The sequence below is a fragment of the Streptomyces sp. NPDC090022 genome, assembly GCF_044748145.1.
GTDB lineage: Bacteria > Actinomycetota > Actinomycetes > Streptomycetales > Streptomycetaceae > Streptomyces.
This window is the reverse complement of sequence record NZ_JBIVFN010000013.1, coordinates 56,319-76,476: the sequence shown is the minus strand read 5'-3', so window position 1 is coordinate 76,476 and position 20,158 is coordinate 56,319. Positions and strand designations below refer to the sequence as shown.

At 72.1% G+C, this 20,158-nt stretch carries 12 protein-coding genes; 6 read left to right on the top strand and 6 right to left on the bottom strand.

Translation table 11 applies throughout. From position 1 onward, the window contains the following. Positions 1–60: 60 nt before the first annotated feature. Both ACIPXB_RS22570 and ACIPXB_RS22565 read left to right on the top strand, forming a co-directional pair. A complete protein-coding gene (locus ACIPXB_RS22570) occupies positions 61–600 on the top strand; it encodes a WcaF family extracellular polysaccharide biosynthesis acetyltransferase (RefSeq protein WP_401452614.1) in 540 nt (179 codons plus the stop codon). Beyond that, positions 597–1,712, top strand: a complete 1,116-nt coding sequence (locus ACIPXB_RS22565) for a glycosyltransferase (protein WP_401452612.1) — start codon at positions 597–599, stop codon at positions 1,710–1,712. The genes ACIPXB_RS22570 and ACIPXB_RS22565 overlap by 4 nt, the downstream gene beginning before the upstream one ends. A gap of 395 nt (positions 1,713–2,107) precedes the next feature. Here ACIPXB_RS22565 and ACIPXB_RS22560 read toward each other — a convergent pair whose 3' ends face one another. The 3 genes from ACIPXB_RS22560 to gmd all read right to left on the bottom strand — a co-directional run bounded on the left by ACIPXB_RS22560 (position 2,108) and on the right by gmd (position 6,905). Beyond that, the gene (locus tag ACIPXB_RS22560; protein ID WP_401452610.1) at positions 2,108–2,800 is read right to left on the bottom strand and encodes a hypothetical protein; all 693 of its coding nucleotides are present in this window, start codon (positions 2,798–2,800) and stop codon (positions 2,108–2,110) included. Between the two features lie 76 nt (positions 2,801–2,876). Beyond that, on the bottom strand, positions 2,877–5,654 hold the full coding sequence (locus ACIPXB_RS22555; protein ID WP_401452608.1) for a DNRLRE domain-containing protein: 2,778 nt from the start codon (positions 5,652–5,654) through the stop codon (positions 2,877–2,879). 237 nt (positions 5,655–5,891) lie between these two features. After that, positions 5,892–6,905 carry a GDP-mannose 4,6-dehydratase gene (gmd, locus tag ACIPXB_RS22550; RefSeq protein ID WP_401452606.1) on the bottom strand — a complete coding sequence of 338 codons (1,014 nt, stop codon included), beginning with the start codon at positions 6,903–6,905 and terminating at the stop codon, positions 5,892–5,894. Positions 6,906–7,101: 196 nt separating this feature from the next. Here gmd and ACIPXB_RS22545 point away from each other — a divergent pair, with 196 nt between their 5' ends. Continuing rightward, the gene (locus ACIPXB_RS22545; RefSeq protein WP_401452604.1) at positions 7,102–8,046 is read left to right on the top strand and encodes a GDP-L-fucose synthase family protein; all 945 of its coding nucleotides are present in this window, start codon (positions 7,102–7,104) and stop codon (positions 8,044–8,046) included. A gap of 15 nt (positions 8,047–8,061) precedes the next feature. Here ACIPXB_RS22545 and ACIPXB_RS22540 read toward each other — a convergent pair whose 3' ends face one another. After that, positions 8,062–9,537, bottom strand: coding sequence for a sugar transferase (locus ACIPXB_RS22540; RefSeq protein WP_401452602.1), 1,476 nt, complete (start codon positions 9,535–9,537; stop codon positions 8,062–8,064). A gap of 416 nt (positions 9,538–9,953) precedes the next feature. Between ACIPXB_RS22540 and ACIPXB_RS22535 the strand changes: the two genes are divergently transcribed. Next, entirely contained in the window at positions 9,954–12,221 is a 2,268-nt protein-coding gene (locus ACIPXB_RS22535; RefSeq protein WP_401452600.1) for a M4 family metallopeptidase, read from the top strand. A 96-nt stretch (positions 12,222–12,317) separates the two neighbouring features. Here ACIPXB_RS22535 and ACIPXB_RS22530 read toward each other — a convergent pair whose 3' ends face one another. Together ACIPXB_RS22530 and glgP are read right to left on the bottom strand one after the other, a co-directional pair. Then, the gene (locus ACIPXB_RS22530) at positions 12,318–12,815 is read right to left on the bottom strand and encodes a hypothetical protein (RefSeq protein ID WP_401452598.1); all 498 of its coding nucleotides are present in this window, start codon (positions 12,813–12,815) and stop codon (positions 12,318–12,320) included. A 274-nt stretch (positions 12,816–13,089) separates the two neighbouring features. Continuing rightward, positions 13,090–15,750, bottom strand: coding sequence for an alpha-glucan family phosphorylase (gene glgP, locus ACIPXB_RS22525; protein WP_401452596.1), 2,661 nt, complete (start codon positions 15,748–15,750; stop codon positions 13,090–13,092). A gap of 618 nt (positions 15,751–16,368) precedes the next feature. Between glgP and ACIPXB_RS22520 the strand changes: the two genes are divergently transcribed. Both ACIPXB_RS22520 and treS read left to right on the top strand, forming a co-directional pair. After that, positions 16,369–18,363 (top strand): maltotransferase domain-containing protein, encoded by a 1,995-nt coding sequence (locus ACIPXB_RS22520; protein WP_401452594.1) that lies wholly within the window; start codon positions 16,369–16,371, stop codon positions 18,361–18,363. After that, the gene (gene treS / locus ACIPXB_RS22515; RefSeq protein WP_401452592.1) at positions 18,360–20,054 is read left to right on the top strand and encodes a maltose alpha-D-glucosyltransferase; all 1,695 of its coding nucleotides are present in this window, start codon (positions 18,360–18,362) and stop codon (positions 20,052–20,054) included. Before ACIPXB_RS22520 ends, treS begins: the two co-directional genes overlap by 4 nt. Positions 20,055–20,158: the final 104 nt, after the last annotated feature.

Below are 20,158 nucleotides of genomic sequence, written 5' to 3'. Positions count from 1 at the left end.
CCGCGCGCAGTCTAGTCTGAGCCGACGGCGCCCGGGGAGGCGCCGGGTGGGGGTGTATCGATGCGTGATCTCCCGGCCTTCACACTGGCCGGCTACGACAAGGGGCGCGGGCTGCTGACGCAGGCGCTCTGGTTCGCCGTGATGAACCTGCTGTTCATGGCCTGGTTCTGCCCGGCCCGGCTGCGGGTGGCGCTGCTGCGCGCGTTCGGCGCGCGGATCGGCGAGGGCGTGCTGATCCGGCACCGGGTGCGCGTGCTGTGGCCGTGGAAGCTGACGATCGGTGACCACACGTGGATCGGTGAGGGCGCCTGGCTGCTGAACCTGGAGCCGGTGACCATCGGTGCGAACGTGTGCGTGTCGCAGGAGGCGCTGCTGTGCACCGGCTCGCACGACCACCGGGCGGCCGACTTCCGCTACCGCAACGCCCCGATCGTCGTCGAGGACGGCGCGTGGGTGGCCGTACGGGCGACCGTGCTGGCCGGGGTGACGGTGGGGCGGCACGCGGTGGCGGGCGCGGGGGCCGTGGTGCACCGCGACCTTCCCGAACTGACCCTGCAGAGCGCCGACGGCACGCGCCGTCCCGTGGAAGAGCCCAAGTGAAGGTCCTGCACGCGGTGACGCTGCACTCCCCGACGCACGCCTTCGGCGGGCCGGTGCGGGTGGCGCTGAACCTGTCCCAGGGCCTGCGGGCGCGCGGTCACGAGGCGCGGCTGGTGGCGCTGGGCGAGGGCTTCGGGGATCCGTGGCCGCGCGAGGTCGAGGGGGTGCCGGCCCGGCTGTTCCCGGCCCGCCGGCTGCTGCCGCTGGGCTTCAGCGGGATGACCTCGCCGGCGCTGCTGGCCGCGGCGGGCCGGCTGGTGCGCGACGCGGACGTGGTCCATGTGCACCTGGCCCGCGACCTGGTGACGCTGCCGGTGGCGCTGGCCGCGCTGCGCGCGGGCCGGCCGCTGGTGCTCCAGACCCACGGGATGGTCGACCCGAGCGGGAAGCTGCTGGCCAAGGTGCTGGACGCGGTGGCCGTACGGCGGCTGCTGCGCGGGGCGGGCGCGGTGCTGTACCTGACGCCGCACGAGCGGGCCGGGCTGGACGCGGTCGTGGGCGGCGAGCCGCTGGCCAACGCGGTGCGGCTGGTCAACGGGACGCCGGCGCAGGAGGCACGGCCGCCGCTGTCGGGGCCGCCGCGGGTGCTGTACGCGGCGCGGCTCCAGGCCCGCAAGCGGCCGGTGGACTTCGTGGACGCGGTCCCCGCGGTCCTGGCGGCGCACCCGGACGCGGAGTTCGTGGTCGCGGGACCGGACGAGGGCGAGCGGGACGCCGTACTGCGCCGGATCGCGGAGCTGGGACTGACCGGCCGCGTGCGGGTGCCGGGGCCGCTGAGCGGGCGGGACGTGCTGGACGAGCTGCGCCGGTCCCACGTGTACGTCCTGCCGTCGGTGGACGAGCCGTTCCCCATGTCGGTGCTGGAGGCGCTGTCGGTGGGCGTGCCGCCGGTGGTGACGCACTCCAACGGCCTGGCCCGCGACATCGCGGCCGCCGGGGCCGGCGCGGCGGTGGAGCCGGGCCCGGCCGGGGTCGCGCGGGCCGTGCTGGACCTGCTGGACCCGGCCGCGAACACCGCGGCCTCCGCGGCGGCCCGGCAGCTGGCGGCGCGGTCGTACTCCCTCGATGCGGTCGTGGAGGACCTGCTGACGGTGTACGCGTCCCTGCGGTAGGCCCTGCCGGGCGGGACGTATGGGTGGTGCGGTGACATGCGCCGCGCCCACGCCCGCCGCGCCCGGAGCTCGGCGCGCCCGGGGTCCGGCACCCGCCACCCGAGGCGTGGTACGCCCGGGACCCGGCGCGCCCAACGCCCGGGCCCGGAGCACGCCCAACGCCCGGGACCCGGCGCGCCCAACGCCCGGGACTCGGGCCGCGGCACGCCCGGAGCCCGGTGGGCCCGGAGCCCGGTGGGCTGCGCCCTGCGCCCGAGGCGTGGTGCCCGACGCCCGGGCCCGGGGCCGGCGTGTGGCCCGCGTCGTACGCCCGACGCGCAGGGCTCGGCGCGCCGCAGGCCCGGGGCCCGGCAGGCCCCGCCCCCGCCGGCGCGCCCGGCGTGCTGGCGGGGTCGTTACGCCGGGATCCAGGCGTAGCAGCCCGTCGACTCGAACTCCGCCGTGCCCGCCGGGATCGTGGCGGTGAGCTTGTCGCCCGCCTTCGCCGGGGATTCCGGGCCGGAGGCCAGGACGGCGCCGTCCTTGCTGCGCGCCTGCCAGACGCACCGGCCCGGTTCCTGGGTCAGCGCCCGGTAGGTGCCGGCGGCGGGCGTGGCGCGGGTGCCGTCGCCGATGCCCTTCTCGGCGGCGGCCAGCAGCGGCTTCTGCTCCGGGCACAGGTGCGTGATCGCGTCCTTGGCGCCCCTGACCTCGCCCGCCACGATGGAGCCGACCGCCGCGTCCTTGTCCCGCTTGGCGGTGCGGCGGACGCGCTCGCACGCCTCCTGGCCGGTCTGGAGGACCGCGGCCGGGTCCGTCTTCTCCGGCACGCGCCCGCTCAGGTACTTCTTCTCGTTCTCCTTGAACGTGCCCGTGGCCGGCGTCAGCTTCGCGTCCGGCAGGACCGGCCCGGTCGGCTTGGCGTCCGGTGAACCCGCCGGTGCGGGAGCGGCGTCGGCCGGGTCGGGGGCCGCCGACGAGGCCGGCGGCTTCGCGGGCGCGGCGCTCCCGGCGGCGTCGGACTTTCCGCTCCCCGAGCTGCACGCGGTCAGCGTCAGGGCGGCGGCCAGCAGGACGGCGGCCGCTGCCGGGCGTCGGCGTCGGTACATCACAGGGCTCCCATGGTGCGGGGATCGCGGTTACGGGCGGGGCGCCGGGCGGGATCCGCCCGGCGCCCCCGGGGTACTACTTCGGGCCGAACGTGAGGACCAGCTGCGGAGTGCCCTCCGCCGCCGTCGCCTCGGACGACCACAGCCACAGCGGGTCCGTGCCCGTGCTGGTCAGCGCCATGCTGTAGCCGGTGCCCAGGGCCGCGGAGACCGCGGCCCTGTCCAGTTCGACGTTGTGGACCGCCGAGCCGTCCGGGACGCCGGAGATGGAGCCGAGCGGGGTGGTGCCCAGGGTGGGCTTGGTGTTGAACGTCGTGCCCGCACCGCTCCACGTGCCGGTGACCGGGACCACCGAGACGGTGTCGGCCGTGCCGGCGCCCGCCTGCGTGGTGGTCTTGATCTGGAGCGAGGCCGACTTCAGGACCTGGCCGGCCGGGGCGGCCGGCAGGCTGAAGCGCAGGTACGTCTCGTACGCCGAGGTACCGCGCACCGCCAGCGAGCTGGAGGTGCCGTACGCGGTGCTGGGCGCGCCCTGGTTGATGTAGGTGTCCTCGGACGCGGTGACCTTGGTGACCGTGTCGGGGACCGCGCTGGCCAGGTCGAAGTGCTTCTTGACCTGGGCCGCGGTGAGCGCCGTCGGGTAGACGGCCGTCTCGTCGATCTGACCGGCGAAGAAGTTGCTGGTCGGACGGGTCGGCCAGCCGGTCAGGCTGTCGCCGCCGACGTGCCAGAAGCCCATGTAGGTCTGGGTGGAGGCCGCGTTCAGGGTGCCCTTGCTCACGCCGTCGACGTAGAGCGTCATGCCGCCGGGGCCCTGGGTGGCGACCACGTGGTGCCACTTGTTGTCGTTGTAGGTGTCGAACAGGCCGGTGGACACGGTCCGCATCGAGCCGTCGTGGACACCGAAGACGAGCCGGCCGGTGTTGGTCATGTAGACGTGCCGGTCGGCCAGGCCGCTGTTGCGGGTGGTGTTGTTGCCGAACCCGATCAGCTTGCCGCCGCGCGTGGTGTTCGTCTTGAACCAGGTCTCCAGCGTGTAGCTGCCGCCGACCGTCTGGCGGTGGTCGCTGTGGACCTGCTGGCTGGTGCCGTTGAAGCCCATGGCCGTGCTGCCGCCGGCGACCGCGCCGGGCGTCTGGCGCAGCGCCGGGGTGTTGACCTGGACGCCGCTGGTGTTGCCGGTCGCGGAGGAGTCGGCGACGTACGGGCTGACGGTGTCGTCGTAGCGCCAGTACAGGCCGGCGCCGTCGGCGCGGACCTGGTCCGGGTAGGACTGGACCGAGGTGGGAACGGTCACCGAGGCGGTGGCCGACAGGGCGCTGGTGTTGCCGGCCGCGTCGGTCGCGGTCACCCGGTAGGTGTAGGCGAGGCCCGCCTTGACGGTGGTGTCGGTCCAGGAGGCCTGCGGGCGCTCCCACTCCAGGGAGTCGGCGGACACGGTGGCGACCGGGGTGGCCGAGCCGTTGCGGTAGACGCGGTACGTCAGCTTGCTGTCGTCGGCGTCGTAGCTGGTGCGCCAGCGGACCTGGACCTCACCCGGCTTGACGCTGGCGGCGCTGGCGACCGGGACGGTCGGGGCGCCGACGTCGCCGGTGGAGGCGAAGCGGGTCAGGCTCTGCTGCGCGGTGCCGTTGATGAGGGTGAACTCACCGCCGACCCACATGTACCTGGTGTCGTTCTTCTCCGACACGGCCATGACGCGCGGGCCGATGCCCTCGCCGATGCCGTCGTTGGCGGTGGGGTGCCAGCCGAGCTTGCCCGGGCCGCGCACGAAGCCGCCCACGGGGACGGGGGCGGCGCCGCTGTGCTGGGTGGGCTGGGCCAGCAGGTAGTGCCGCTTGCCGTCGGGGAACTCGTTCTCGGTGGAGCAGTCGTGGGCGTGCGAGGAGCTGTAGAGCACGCCGTCGTACGGCAGCACGAACTGGGTGGCGCCCAGGCAGCGGTCCCGCCACTTCTCGCTGAAGTCGGTCAGGCTGACGCTCATGCGGCCGTCGAAGACGCCGCCGCCGGAGCCCTCGGCGCCGGTGTAGATGCCGTCGGCGTCGACGGCGATGTCCTTGATGGCCGAGTTCGACGGGATGTTCGCGTAGGTCTTGGTGAGCGCGCCGGTGGTGGCGTCCACGACGGCCAGGGCGTGCGTGTCGGTCCCGTTGATCTGGAAGAAGTCGCCGCCGAGCACGACGTTCTTGCCGTCGGGGGTGACCTCGATCGCGCGGCCGGGCTCGTCGGAGTCGGCCGTGAAGGGCTTCAGGGCGCCGGTGGCGGCGTCGACCGCGGCGAAGCGCTGGCGGGTCTGGCCGCCGACCGCGGCGAAGTCGCCGGCCGCGTAGAGGGTGTCGTCGGTGACGGCGAGGGCGCGCACGGTGGCCGGGAAGGCGGGGCGGAAGTCGGCCTTCGGCGTGCAGCTCGCGATGTCGATCGCGGCGGCGCTGCTGACCGGGGTGCCGTTGACGGCGCCGAAGTAGCCGGCGGCGTACAGGGTCTTCTTGTCCTTCGAGACGACCAGGGCCCGCACGGTGGCGGTGCCGTCGGCGATGGTGAAGGAGAGCGCGCAGTCCGTGGGGGCGCCGGTGGCGGCGTCCAGCGCCACGAAGTTCAGCGCGTCCCGCTCGGCGCCGCCGTCCCCCTCCGGCGGACGTACGGCGGAGAAGGTGCCGCCGGCGAAGACGGTGCCGTTCGCCTCGGCCATCGCCCAGACGACGCCGTTGGGCTGCCAGGTGGGCAGCTGGTCGGCGGTGAAGGCCACCGGGGCCGTGACGGCGGACGCCTGCGGCATCAGCACCAGGCCTATACCGGTGCCGGCACCGGCCAGTGACAGGACGAGGGCAGCAGTCAGCCCTCTGGATCTACGCATGAGCCCCCCAGGGCATCGCCCGGTTCGAATGGCTGAAACTATCCGGACAGCCATATGTACGGGCGCAGACTAGAGCTCGCGTGAACACCCGGTCACGCCCCTTGACCCATTGCATACCAAGTTGGAATCAACGGGCCCGGCCGACGTGGGTGCACTCCGGACATACGGCTGGTTTGCCCCGGTCACGACCTGTCAGTCATGGCCGGGACACGGCAAATCGTAGGGGAAATATATGCCCTAGCGATCGATGCGGACGTTCGCTCCGGCCAGTTGGTCCTCGACCTGGCGGATGTCCGCCTCGACCATGATCTTCGCGAGTTCGCCGACCAGCACCGTCGGCTTCCAGCCGAGCAGTTCCTGGGCCTTGCTGCTGTCGCCGATCAGGGCGTCGACCTCGCTGGGGCGCTCGTACTTGGGGTCGTAGCGGACGTGCTCGTTCCAGTCGAGACCGGCGTGGCCGAAGGAGGCCTCCACGAACTCGCGGACGGTGGCGGCGACGCCGGTGGCGACCACGTAGTCGGTCGGCTCGTCCTGCTGGAGCATCCGCCACATCGCGTCCACGTACTCGGGCGCGTAGCCCCAGTCGCGCACGGCGTCGAGGTTGCCGAGGTAGAGCCGGTCCTGGAGGCCCGCCTTGATGCGGGCCACCGCGCGGGTGATCTTGCGGGTCACGAAGGTCTCGCCGCGGCGCGGGGACTCGTGGTTGAAGAGGATCCCGTTGACGGCGAACATGCCGTACGCCTCGCGGTAGTTCACCGTGGTCCAGTACGCGAACACCTTGGCGGCGCCGTACGGGCTGCGGGGGTGGAACGGGGTCTTCTCGTTCTGCGGCGGCGGGGTCGCGCCGAACATCTCCGAGGACGAGGCCTGGTAGATGCGGGTGTCGACACCGCTGGCCCGGATGGCCTCCAGCAGCCGCAGCGCGCCGAGGCCGGTCACGTCACCGGTGTAGAGCGGGGCGTCGAAGGAGACGCGCACGTGCGACTGGGCGCCCAGGTTGTAGACCTCGTCGGGCTGGATGTCGCGCAGCAGGTTCACCAGTGCGACACCGTCGGAGAGGTCCGCGTGGTGCAGCACGAACGAACGGTTCGCCGTCTGCGGGTCCTGGTAGATGTGGTCGATCCGCTCGGTGTTGAAACTGGACGACCGCCGCACGAGCCCGTGCACCGTGTAGCCCTTGGAGAGCAGCAGCTCGGCGAGGTACGAGCCGTCCTGCCCGGTGACTCCGGTGATCAATGCGGTCCTGCTCATACGGGTTCCCCCCGGGGTTCGTTGCGGTTCGTGGTGTGCTGCCGGGGCCGGTCTCCGGGGGATTCCCCGTCCCCCCGGCCGCCGCCGTGCCTGCGGATCCCCGCATCGTACGCGCGTCCGGCGCGGGATCCGGGCCGGGGACCGGGCGCGGTGGCCCGTCGCCCGTCCGGCCGGGGCGACTGGCATCATCGCCGGTATGACAACTTCGCTGCCCCTCCTGCCCGCGCACGCCCGGATCTTCGTCGCGGGGCACCGCGGCCTCGTCGGGTCCGCGGTCGCCCGGCGGCTCACCGCCGACGGACACGAGGTCATCACCCGGGGCCGCGCGGAGCTCGACCTGCGGGACGGCGCCGCGACGGAGGCCTTCCTGAAGGACGTCCGCCCGGACGCCGTGGTGCTGGCCGCCGCCAAGGTCGGCGGGATCATGGCGAACAGCACCTACCCGGTGCAGTTCCTCGAGGACAACCTGAAGATCCAGCTCAGCGTCGTCGCGGGCGCGCACGCCGCCGGCGTCGGGCGGCTGCTGTTCCTCGGGTCCTCCTGCATCTACCCCAAGCTGGCCCCGCAGCCGATCAGCGAGGACGCCCTGCTGACCGGTCCGCTGGAGCCCACCAACGAGGCGTACGCCCTCGCCAAGATCGCCGGCATCGTGCAGGTGCAGTCGTACCGCAAGCAGTACGGCGCCTCGTACATCTCGGCCATGCCGACCAATCTCTACGGCCCCGGCGACAACTTCGACCTGGAGACCTCGCACGTCCTGCCCGCCCTCGTCCGCCGCTTCCACGAGGCGGCGGCCGAGGGCCGCGAGGAGGTCGTGCTGTGGGGCTCGGGCACCCCGCGCCGGGAGTTCCTGCACGTCGACGACCTCGCGGCCGCCTGCGCGGTCCTGCTGGAGCGCTACGACGGGGACGAGCCCGTCAACATCGGCTGCGGCGAGGACCTCACCATCCGCGAGCTGGCCGAGACGGTCGCCGAGGTCACCGGATTCACCGGCCGGATCGCCTGGGACACCAGCAAGCCCGACGGCACCCCGCGCAAGCTGCTGGACGTCGGCCGGCTGACCTCGCTCGGCTGGAAGCCCGGCATCGGGCTGCGGGACGGCATCGCGGCCACCTACCGGTGGTGGCGCGAGCAGGGCTGATCCGGCCGGCACCGCTCAGTACGCTCCGCGCCCGTCGACCACGGCGCGGAACGTACGGGCGACCACGTCGACGTCGCTGGTGAAGGACCAGTTGTCGACGTAACTCAGGTCGAGCTGGATCGTCTCGTCCCAGGACAGGTCCGAGCGCCCGCTGATCTGCCACAGCCCCGTCATGCCCGGCCGTACCGTGAGCCGGCGCAGTTCGACCTCGTCGTACTGCGCCACCTCCTCCGGGAGCGGCGGGCGCGGGCCGACCAGCGACATGTCGCCGGCCAGGACGTTGATGAGCTGCGGCAGTTCGTCCAGCGAGGTGCGGCGCAGCATCCGCCCCACCCGGGTGACGCGCGGGTCGCGGCGCATCTTGAACATCAGGCCGTCGTTCTCGTTGGCCGCCGACAGCTCGGCCTTGAGCCGGTCCGCGTCCGTCACCATGGTGCGGAACTTCCACATGGTGAAGGGGACCCCGTCGCGCCCGATCCGCCGCTGGCGGTAGAAGGCGGGCCCGCGACTGCCGCCCCGGATCGCCAGGACCAGCGCGAGGAACACGGGGGCGAGCAGCAGCAGTCCGACCGCCGCCCCGGTGCGGTCCAGCACCGACTTGAGCACGGGCTGGACGCCCCGGCGCACCGGCGGGGCGACGCGCAGCACGGCGAGCCCGCCCGCCGACAGCGTCTCCAGCCGCTTGACGGAGACCTCGACCAGGCCGGGGAAGACGGCGAGTTCCAGGCCCGCGTCGTGCAGCCCCCACGCCACCCGGCGCAGCCGCTCGCCGGCGATCCGCGCGCCGGGGGCGACGAGGACCAGGTCGGCGTGGTGGCTGTGCACGGCGCCGAGCACGGCCGCCCAGTCACCGGCCGGCTCCTCGGGCATCTCGGCGTCCAGCCGCGCCGCGACCGGCACCCCGCTGGCGAGCGGTCCGGCGCCCACGGGTACGACGCCCACGACGACGTACGGATGGTCGGTTCGGGCGGCCAGGTGCGCGATGACGTCCTCGGCGGCGCCGGGCTCGCCGATCACCAGGACCCGGCTGACGGCCTGCGCCTCGCGGCGGGCGGCGGAGAGGTGGCGGTAGGTCAGCTTGTGCACGGCGACGGTGATCAGCAGGGCGGGCACCAGGGCGCCGAGCGCGGCCAGCCGGGGCGTGCTCTCGCCGGTCGCCGCGCGGGCGACCGCCAGCACACCGATCAGAATCAGCCAGTCGTGGACGACGGGGAGGACGCCGCGGGACTCCCCCAGGGCCCGCGCGGTGTAGCGGCGGCGCAGCGTCTGCACACCGACCCAGGCGAGGGCGGCGCCGAGCGCGCAGTACACGGGACGTGCCTGCTGGGCGGCTTCGAAGACCAGGCCGACGGGGACGGCGGCGCCGATGACGTCGGCGGTCAGCGCAGCGGGCAGGTACCAGCGGGCCTTGTCACGGAGCCGGCGGGGCGGCGCGGCCGCGCCGACGGCCGCTGCGGCCACTCTTTGCGCAGGAAAACGGACATGCCTCATGGGCCCCCCTGGCACGTGGTCTATGTCAGTGCCGCACGTCCGTGGCTTCCCCTGGCCACGAACATCTGCCGCACCGGGAAACAGTACGACAAACGCCCGTACGGTAAATGCGGTTTGCCTGAACGGGACCCCTTGTTGCTCAAGCGTTAGCAACCGGTACTCACTGCTCCGCTTGCCCCGCCCGCAGATACCGCACGAAGGTGAATGGTTCGTATAGCGGACACGTCTGGTCGGTCAACGAACCATTTCCGGCCAATCATTTGACGCGGCCCTGACATCGAGCCTGGTAGGTGGCACGCTTCGATCCGTTCTTCGCACAGCTCTTCGCACAGCCCATGCACGGATCCCGCACAGCGCTGTTCTGCCCGGAGGCCCACCCAAGCCGTCCGGAACCCCCCTTGCAGAAGGAGTCTGCGTTGAGTCCCACCCCCCACCGGCGCGCCACCGCGACCGGCGCACTCATAGCCGCGGCCGCGTTGCTCGCCGTCGGCATCCAGGCCGGAACCGCGACCGCCGACGCCACCGCGTCGCAGGCCGCCTCGGTCGCCCAGGCCGACCCGGGCGCGGCCACCCTCAAGCTCAGCCCCTCGGAGCGTGCGACGCTCCTCGCCGACGCCAACTCCACGACCGCGCAGGCGGCTCGGGCCCTCGGCCTCGGCGACCAGGAGAAGCTGATCGTCCGCGACGTCGTCAAGGACGTGGACGGCACCACCCACACCACCTACGAGCGGACCTTCGCCGGCCTGCCCGTGCACGGTGGTGACCTCACGGTGCACGCCAAGGGCGGTGTCACCAAGAGCGTGACCAAGGCGACCAACGCCGACATCCGGGTGGCCGACACCGAGGCCTCCGTGACCCCGGCCGCCGCCGAGGGCCAGGCGCTCTCCGCGGCCTCCGCCGAGGGCTCCAAGGAGGTCAAGCCCTCCAAGAACGCCCGCAAGGTGATCTGGGCGGCCGAGGGCGCGCCCGTCCTCGCGTACGAGACCGTCGTCGGCGGCCTCCAGCACGACGGCACGCCGAACGAGCTGCACGTGATCACCAACGCCAAGACGGGCGCCAAGATCACCGAGTGGCAGGCCATCGAGACCGGCACCGGCAACACCATGTACAGCGGTCAGGTCACGCTGGGCACCTCCCAGTCGGGCGGCACGTACAACCTGACCGACGCCACCCGCGGCAACCACAAGACGTACAACCTCAACCGCGGCTCCTCCGGCACCGGCACCCTCTTCTCCGGCCCGGACGACGTCTGGGGCAACGGCCAGCCCTCCAACCTGGAGACCGCCGCCGCCGACGCCCACTACGGCGCCGCCGTCACGTGGGACTACTTCAAGAACGTGCACGGCCGCAACGGCCTGCGCAACGACGGGGTGTCCCCCTACACCCGCGTCCACTACGGCAACGCGTACGTCAACGCGTTCTGGAGCGACTCCTGCTTCTGCATGACGTACGGCGACGGCGAGGGCAACGCCAAGCCGCTGACGTCCACGGACGTCGCCGCGCACGAGATGACCCACGGCCTCACCTCGGTCACCGGCAACATGACCTACAGCGGTGAGCCGGGCGGTCTGAACGAGGCCACCTCCGACATCATGGCGGCGGCCGTCGAGTTCTACGCCAACAACGCCAGCGACGTCGGCGACTACCTGATCGGCGAGAAGATCGACATCAACGGCGACGGCACCCCGCTGCGCTACATGGACAAGCCGAGCAGGGACGGCTCCTCCAAGGACGCCTGGTACTCGGGTCTGGGCGGCATCGACGTCCACTACTCCTCGGGCCCGGCCAACCACTGGTACTACCTGGCCTCCGAGGGCTCCGGCCCCAAGGTGATCAACGGCGTGAGCTACGACTCGCCGACCTCCGACGGACTGCCGGTCACCCCGATCGGCCGGGACGCCGCGTCGAAGATCTGGTTCCGTGCCCTGACCGTGGGCTACTTCAAGTCGAACACCAACTACGCGGCCGCCCGTACGGCCACCCTGCAGGCCGCCGCCGACCTGTACGGCCAGGGCTCGACCACGTACAACAACGTGGCCAACGCCTGGGCCGGCGTCAACGTCGGCGCCCGCATCGTCACCGGCGTCTCGGTCACCCCGATCGCCAACCAGACCACCCAGATCAACACGGCGGTCAACCTCCAGGTCCAGGCGACCAGCACCAACCCCGGCGCCCTGAGCTACGCGGCGACCGGCCTGCCGGCCGGCCTGTCGATCAGCTCCTCGACCGGCCTGATCTCGGGTACGGCCACCACGGCGGGCACGTCCAACGTGACCGTCACCGTGACCGACTCGGCGAACCAGACCGGCACGGCGTCCTTCACCTGGACGGTCGGCACCGCCCAGCAGAACGTGTTCGAGAACACGGCCGACTACCAGATCCGGGACAACGCCACGGTCGAGTCCCCGATCACCGTGACCCGCACGGGCAACGCCCCGAGCGCCCTCAAGGTGGACGTCAACATCGTCCACACCTACGTCGGTGACCTGCGGGTCGACCTGGTCGCCCCCGACGGCACCGTCTACAACCTGCGCAACCGCACCGGCGGCAGCGCGGACAACATCGTCCAGCAGTTCACCGTGAACGCCTCCTCCGAGGTCGCCCAGGGTGTCTGGAAGCTGCGGGTCGCGGACCTCGCCAGCATCGACACCGGCTACATCAACAGCTGGAAGCTCACCTTCTGATCCCCTCGGGGCGGGTGAGAGGCACCGGCTGACACGACGCGGGGCCGTCCGGGAGTGACCCTCCCGGACGGCCCTGTTCCATGCCTACCGGCTGCGTCAGCCGATGGTGCGGAAGATCGTGCGGAAGACGTCGTCGTCCTCCTCGTCCTCCGCGAGGTCGTCGGAGACGTCGTCGGCGTCCTCGTCGGCCATGTCGGACTGGTCGGCCTTGCCCGGGGTCACGGTCTCCTGTGCCTTGCCGGGCTCCTGCTGCGCCACCTGCTCGAAGCGGACGGAGCCGGCCTTGAAGTCACCGTTCTCCTCGTTCGGGCCGGCGGCCACGACCGGCTCGCCCGAGCAGTCCTTGCCGGCGAACAGCAGGGCGACCGAGTCGGTCTGGTTGGAGACCTCCAGGCTCTGGTCGGCGGAGGCCTCGTGCAGCGGCAGGCACTTGCCGTCGGCGAGGTCACTGATCTGCGCGGCATGCTCCTTGCCGCTCTCGTCCACGAAGCGGTAGTTGAAGGCCTTGCCGTCGTCGGCGAGCGCCTGGGCCCCGGTGGGGAGGACAAGGGCGAGGGCGCCGACGAAGGCGGCCGCGGTGATGCGAAGACGCATGAGGGGGGTTCCGTTCTTCCACGTCGTGATGCCGGTCCGGTTGGCATCCCGACGGGGAGCCTAAGAGCGCACCCCCGCGCTGAAACCTTTCTCCCCGGAGCGCCGTTCACAGGTTCACCCAGCCTGCCCTGGCCGGTGAGGTGAATGGGGGGATCGGACGCACGATCGCGCCGGCGCGTGAACGACCGGCCCCGGGCTCTTGGGACATGGGCCGACCCCGGACCCTCGTCACCGAGGACCCGGGGTCGGCCCGACCCGCCCGACACACCTCACCTCAGCGCAGCGCCACCCCCGGACCCGCCCCCGCCCCCGTCGCCCCGCCGGCGGCGCCGTCCGCCGGGGCCGCCAGGAGGCCGAGTTCCGCGGGGGTCGCCAGCAGGCGGTGGGAGGGCAGGATGCGGACCGTGTAGCCGAACGGTCCGGTGCGGTCCAGCGCCAGCGGGCCCTCGTACAGCCAGCTGCCGTCCAGATCCGGCCCGGCCGCCGGCTTCAGCGGGAAGGCCCGCCCGTCCCTGATGACGTCCTCCGCGTCGACCCGCCCGGCCACGGCCTGGACCTCGACGTCCTCCGGCGTCAGGGTGTCCAGCGCGACCTGGACGCGCAGCGTCAGGGTCGCCCCGAGCTCGGCGGTGCCGTTGACCGGGGTGGCGGCCAGCGCCTCGACGTGGCCCACTCCGACCCGCGGCCAGGCCGACCGTACCCGGGTCTTCCACTCGGCCAGGCCCCGGGCGGACTCCGGGGTCAGGGCGCGGTGCGCGGCCGCGGCCGGGGCGTAGAGCCGCTCGACGTACTCGCGCACCATCCGGCCCGCGAGCACCTTCGGTCCCAGGGAGACCAGGGTGCGCCGGACCATCTCGATCCACCGCACGGGCAGCCCGCCGCGCTCCGCGCGGTCGTAGAAGCGGGGCGCGACGCGCTGCTCGATCAGCTCGTAGAGGGCGGCCGCCTCCAGGTCGTCGCGCCGGTCCTCGTCCGTCGCGTCACCGTCGGCGGTCGGGATGGCCCAGCCGAAGTCCGGCTCGAACCACTCGTCCCACCAGCCGTCCAGGACGGACAGGTTCAGGCAGCCGTTCAGGGCGGCCTTCATCCCGCTGGTGCCGCACGCCTCCAGCGGGCGGAGCGGGTTGTTCAGCCACACGTCGCAGCCCGGGTAGAGCTTCTGGGCCATCGCCATGCCGTAGTCGGGCAGGAAGACGATCCGGTGCCGCACCCGCGGGTCGTCGGCGAACCGGACGAGTTCCTGGACCAGCCGCTTGCCGCCGTCGTCCGCCGGGTGGGCCTTGCCCGCGACCACGATCTGCACGGGGCGTTCCGGGTCCAGCAGGAGCCGGCGCAGCCGCTCGGGATCGCGGAGCATGAGGGTCAGCCGCTTGTACGAGGGCACGCGGCGCGCGAAGCCGATGGTGAGCACGTCCGGGTCCAGGACGGAGTCCACCCAGCCGAGTTCGGCGGCGCCCGCGCCGCGCTGGCGCCACGAGACGCGCAGCCGGTCGCGCACCTCCTGGACGAGCTGCTCGCGCAGGCCCCGCCGCAGGTCCCAGATGTCCTGGTCGGAGATCTCGGCGACGGCGTCCCAGCGCTTCGAGCCGCCGACGGACAGGGCGTCCTCGGTGCGGCCGGCACCGATCTGGCGGACGCCGAGGCGGACCACCTCGGGGGCGACCCAGGTCGGGGCGTGCACGCCGTTGGTGACGGAGGTGATGGGGACGTCGGCGGGGTCGAAGCCGGGCCACAGGCCGGCGAACATCTCGCGGGAGACCGCCCCGTGCAGGGTGGAGACGCCGTTGGCGCGCTGGGCCAGCCGCAGGCCCATGACGGCCATGTTGAAGACGCCGGGGTCGCCGCCAGGGTAGGTCTCGGCGCCGAGTTCGAGGATGCGGTCGACGGGGATGCCGTCGAGTTCGGCACCGTGGCCGAAGTGGCGGGCGACCAGTCCGCGCTCGAAGCGGTCGATGCCGGCGGGGACGGGGGTGTGGGTGGTGAACAGGGTGCCGGCCCGGACGGCTTCGACGGCGGCGTCGAAGGCGAGGCCGTGTTCCCCGGCGAGTTCCCTTATGCGTTCGAGGCCGAGGAAGCCGGCGTGGCCCTCGTTGGTGTGGAAGACCTCGGGGGCGGGGTGGCCGGTCAGGTCGCAGTAGAGGCGTACGGCGCGGACGCCGCCGATGCCGAGCAGCATCTCCTGGAGCAGCCGGTGGTCGCTGCCGCCGCCGTAGAGCCGGTCGGTCACCTCGCGGGCGCCGGCGTCGTTGTCCTCGACGTCGGAGTCGAGGAGCAGCAGCGGGACCCGGCCCACCCGGGCCTGCCAGATGTGCGCGTGCAGGGCGCGGCCGCCGGGGAGGGTGAGCGTGACGCGGGCGGCGGAGCCGTCCGCGGCGCGCAGCAGGCTCACCGGGAGCTCGTTGGGGTCGAGGACGGGGTAGTGCTCCTGCTGCCAGCCGTCGCGGGAGAGGGTCTGGCGGAAGTAGCCGTGGCGGTAGAGGAGCCCGACGCCGATGAGGGGGACGCCGAGGTCGCTGGCGGCCTTGAGGTGGTCGCCGGCGAGGATGCCGAGGCCGCCGGAGTACTGGGGCAGGGCGGCGGTGATGCCGAACTCGGGCGAGAAGTAGGCGATACCGGCGGGCAGGGCGCTGTCCGCGCCCTGGGCCTGGTACCACCGTTCTCCCTTCAGATAGTCGTCGAGATCGGCGGCGGCGGCGCCGAGGCGGCGCAGGAACCTCCGATCGCCGGACAGTTCTTCCAGACGGGTGGCGGAGACGGATCCCAGCAGCCGGACGGGATCGCCGCCGGCGGCCTGCCAGCCCTCGGGGTCGACGGTGTGGAAGAGTTCCCGGGTTTCCGCATGCCATGACCAGCGCAGATTGCGCGCGAGGTCGGCGAGGGGGGAGAGGGGTACGGGCAGGACGGGGCGCACGGTGAATCGACGGATAGCCTTCACGTGTTCCACCTTCGCAGGGGATTACGGATCGAAGCGGACGCACCACGCTGTGCACCCGAGCATCACCCCCGGAAGGCTAGCGCCGCCCCGCACCGGCGACCATGCCGCCTCGAGCGCCCCTCCGGCACCGGCCGCCGGCTCCCGGGGGGGGTCGGGTTCCGGCCGGATTCACGGCGGGGGCGCCGGGGCGTCCGCCGGGCGGCCGGCGCCGCCACTCTTCGTACGGGGTTGCGTCAACACGCCTCCCCCGTATCCCCCCACCCACGCGTCACCCCCGTGACGGCCATCACCCGGCATGCGTACAAGTGGAGTTGACGAAGAACCGCTCGATGTCGGGTCGAGGACAACCCTTGCGTGCGCGCCTACGTACGAGTAGTTAACCAAGCGCGCGGATTGTGCGGCCGAGGAGTGGGAAGGGCTCCCGCGTACAGCTCACGGCGCACACGCCCCCCACCTCTCCCCGCCACCCGAGTGAACGCGGACAGGAGCGGCCATGCCCGCAGCGCAGCCGTCGACGGAGCGGCTAGAAACAGAGCGAACAGAGCGTGCACAACCGGCCGGAGCATCGGCCGCGTCGTTGTCACCGAGTCCCGCGAACTGCCCCCAGGTGATCCCATCATGATCGGTCGCATTCCCGTGCTGGACGTCCGCCCCGCCGTCGACTGCGGCGCCAGACCCGCCAAGGCGGTCGTGGGCGAGGTGTTCGAGATCTCCGCCACCGTGTTCCGCGAGGGGCACGAGGCGGTGGCCGCCCACGTCGTGCTGCGCGACCCCAAGGGCCGGGTCCGGCCCGCGGTGCCGCTGCGCGAGCTCGCCCCCGGGACCGACCGGTGGGGCGCCCGGGTCTCGGCCGAGACCGAGGGGAGGTGGACGTACACCGTCGAGGCGTGGAGCGACCCGGTCGCGACCTGGCGGGCGCACGCGGCGATCAAGATCCCGGCCGGGATCGACACGGAGCTGGTGTGCCTGGAGGGCGCGGAACTGTACGAGCGGGCGGCGGCCAGGATCCCCAAGCGGGACGGCCGCGAGGCCGTGCTGGCCGCGGCCGACGCGCTGCGCGACGAGGGCCGGCCGGCCGAGGTGCGGCTGCGGGCGGCGCTCGCGGAGCCGGTGGACGCGGCGCTGGCCCGCAAGCCGTACCGCGAGCTGGTGAGCGCCTCGAAGCCGGTGCCGGTCCTGGTGGAGCGCAAGCGGGCGCTGTTCGGCTCCTGGTACGAGCTGTTCCCGCGCTCGGAGGGGGCGGTGCTCACCCCGGGCGCGCCGCCGGTCAGCGGGACGTTCCGGACGGCCGCGGAGCGGCTGACCGCCGTCGCCGCCATGGGTTTCGACGTGGTCTACCTGCCGCCGGTCCACCCGATCGGCACGCGCTTCCGCAAGGGGGCGAACAACACCCTGTCGGCCGGGGACGGGGACCCGGGCGTGCCGTGGGCGATCGGCTCGCCGGAGGGCGGGCACGACGCGGTCCACCCCGACCTCGGCACGATCGAGGACTTCGACCACTTCGTGGCGCGCGCCCGTGAGCTGCGCATGGAGGTGGCGCTCGACTTCGCGCTGCAGTGCTCCCCGGACCACCCGTGGGTGGAGAAGCACCCGGAGTGGTTCCGCCACCGGGCGGACGGGACGATCGCGTACGCCGAGAACCCGCCGAAGAAGTACCAGGACATCTACCCGCTGCACTTCGACACGGACATGGCCGGCATCGTCGAGGAGACGGAGCGGGTGCTGCGGTTCTGGATGGAGCACGGGGTCCGGATCTTCCGGGTGGACAACCCGCACACCAAGCCGGTGGTCTTCTGGGAGAAGGTGATCGGCCGGATCAACAAGACCGACCCGGACGTGATCTTCCTGGCGGAGGCGTTCACCCGGCCGGCCATGATGCGCGCCCTGGCCGCCGTCGGCTTCCAGCAGTCGTACACGTACTTCACCTGGCGCAACACCAAGCAGGAGCTGACCGACTATCTGACGGAGCTGACGGGTCCGGAGTCGGCGGCCGTGATGCGCCCGAACTTCTTCGTGAACACCCCGGACATCCTGCACGCCTACCTCCAGCACGGCGGCCGTCCCGCCTTCGAGGTCCGTGCGGTGCTCGCCGCGACCCTCTCGCCGACCTGGGGCGTCTACGCCGGCTACGAGCTGTGCGAGAACACCCCGCTGCGGGAGGGCAGTGAGGAGTACCTGGATTCGGAGAAGTACCAGTTCAAGCCGCGCGACTGGGCGGCGGCCGACCGCGAGGGCCGCACGATCGCCCCGCTGATCACCACGCTGAACCGGCTGCGCCGCCGTCACCCGGCCCTCCAGCAGCTGCGCGACCTGCATTTCCACCGGACCGACAACGACCAGGTGATCGCCTATTCCAAGCACAGTGGCGCCGATTCCGTACTGGTGGTCGTCAACCTCGATCCGCACCACACCCAGGAGGCCACGGTCTCGTTGGACATGCCGGTACTCGGCCTCGACTGGCACGGGTCCCTCGCGGTGCGCGACGAGCTCACCGGCGAGACCTATCACTGGGGCAGGGCGAACTACGTGCGCCTGGAGCCGGGCCGAACGCCCGCGCACGTGCTTGCGGCTCTGCGACCGTCCCCGCCCACCGGAGGGTCACCCACCACATGATGATCAACGATCCCGTACCCGACACCTTCGAGGACACCCCCGCCAAGGACCGCGATCCCGACTGGTTCAAGCGCGCGGTGTTCTACGAGGTCCTCGTCCGCTCGTTCCACGACAGCAACGGGGACGGAGTCGGCGACCTCAGGGGCCTGACGGCCAAGCTGGACTACCTCCAGTGGCTCGGCGTGGACTGCCTGTGGCTGCCGCCCTTCTTCGCCTCGCCGCTGCGGGACGGCGGCTACGACGTCTCCGACTACACCTCCGTCCTCCCCGAATTCGGCGACCTCGCCGACTTCGTCGAATTCGTGGACGCCGCGCACCAGCGCGGCATGCGGGTGATCATCGACTTCGTCATGAACCACACGAGCGACCAGCACGAGTGGTTCCAGCAGTCCCGCAAGGACCCGGACGGGCCGTACGGCGACTACTACATGTGGGCCGACAACGACAAGCAGTACCAGGACGCCCGGATCATCTTCGTGGACACCGAGACCTCGAACTGGACGTACGACCCGGTACGCAAGCAGTACTACTGGCACCGCTTCTTCTCGCACCAGCCGGACCTCAACTACGAGAACCCGGCCGTGGTGGAGGAGATCGTCTCGGCGCTGCGCTTCTGGCTCGACCTCGGCATCGACGGCTTCCGCCTGGACGCCGTGCCCTACCTCTACGCGGAGGAGGGCACCAACTGCGAGAACCTCCCGCGCACCCACCAGCTCCTCAAGCGGGTACGGGCGGAGATCGACGCGCACTACCCGGACACCGTGCTGCTCGCGGAGGCCAACCAGTGGCCGGAAGACGTCGTCGACTACTTCGGCGACTACGAGAACGGCGGGGACGAATGCCACATGGCGTTCCACTTCCCCGTGATGCCCCGCATCTTCATGGCGGTACGCCGTGAGTCGCGCTACCCCGTCTCCGAGATCCTGGCCAAGACGCCGAAGATCCCCGAGCGCTGCCAGTGGGGCATCTTCCTCCGCAACCACGACGAGCTGACCCTCGAAATGGTCACGGACGAAGAGCGCGACTACATGTACGCCGAGTACGCCAAGGACCCCCGGATGCGCGCCAACATCGGCATCCGGCGCCGGCTCGCCCCGCTGCTGGACAACGACCGGCACCAGATCGAGCTGTTCACCGCCCTGCTGCTGTCCCTGCCCGGCTCGCCGATCCTCTACTACGGCGACGAGATCGGCATGGGCGACAACATCTGGCTGGGCGACCGCGACGGCGTGCGCACCCCGATGCAGTGGACCCCCGACCGCAACGCCGGTTTCTCCTCCTGCGATCCGGGCAGGCTGAACCTGCCGGTCATCATGGACCCGGTCTACGGGTACCAGGTGACCAACGTCGAGGCCGCGATGTCCTCCCCGTCCTCGCTGCTGCACTGGACCCGGCGCCTGATCGAGGTCCGCAAGGCGAACCCCGCCTTCGGCCTCGGCTCGTACTCCGAGCTGCCGTCGTCGAATCCGGCGGTGCTCGCGTTCCTGCGGGAGTACGGGGACGACCTCGTCCTGTGCGTGCACAACTTCTCGCGCTTCGCGCAGCCGACGGAGCTGGACCTGCGGTCGTTCAACGGGCGGGTCCCGGTGGAGCTCACGGGTGACGTGCGCTTCCCGCCGATCGGCGAGTGGCCGTACCTGCTGACGCTGGCCGGGCACGGCTTCTACTGGTTCCGGCTGCGCACCGAGTAGCCGGGCGGTACGGGGCGGGCGGCGCGAACGGGTCAATCGCCCGCCCTGTACGGATCATCCTGACCCGACACTCGCACACCACCGGAGAAGCACTGCCGCGATCC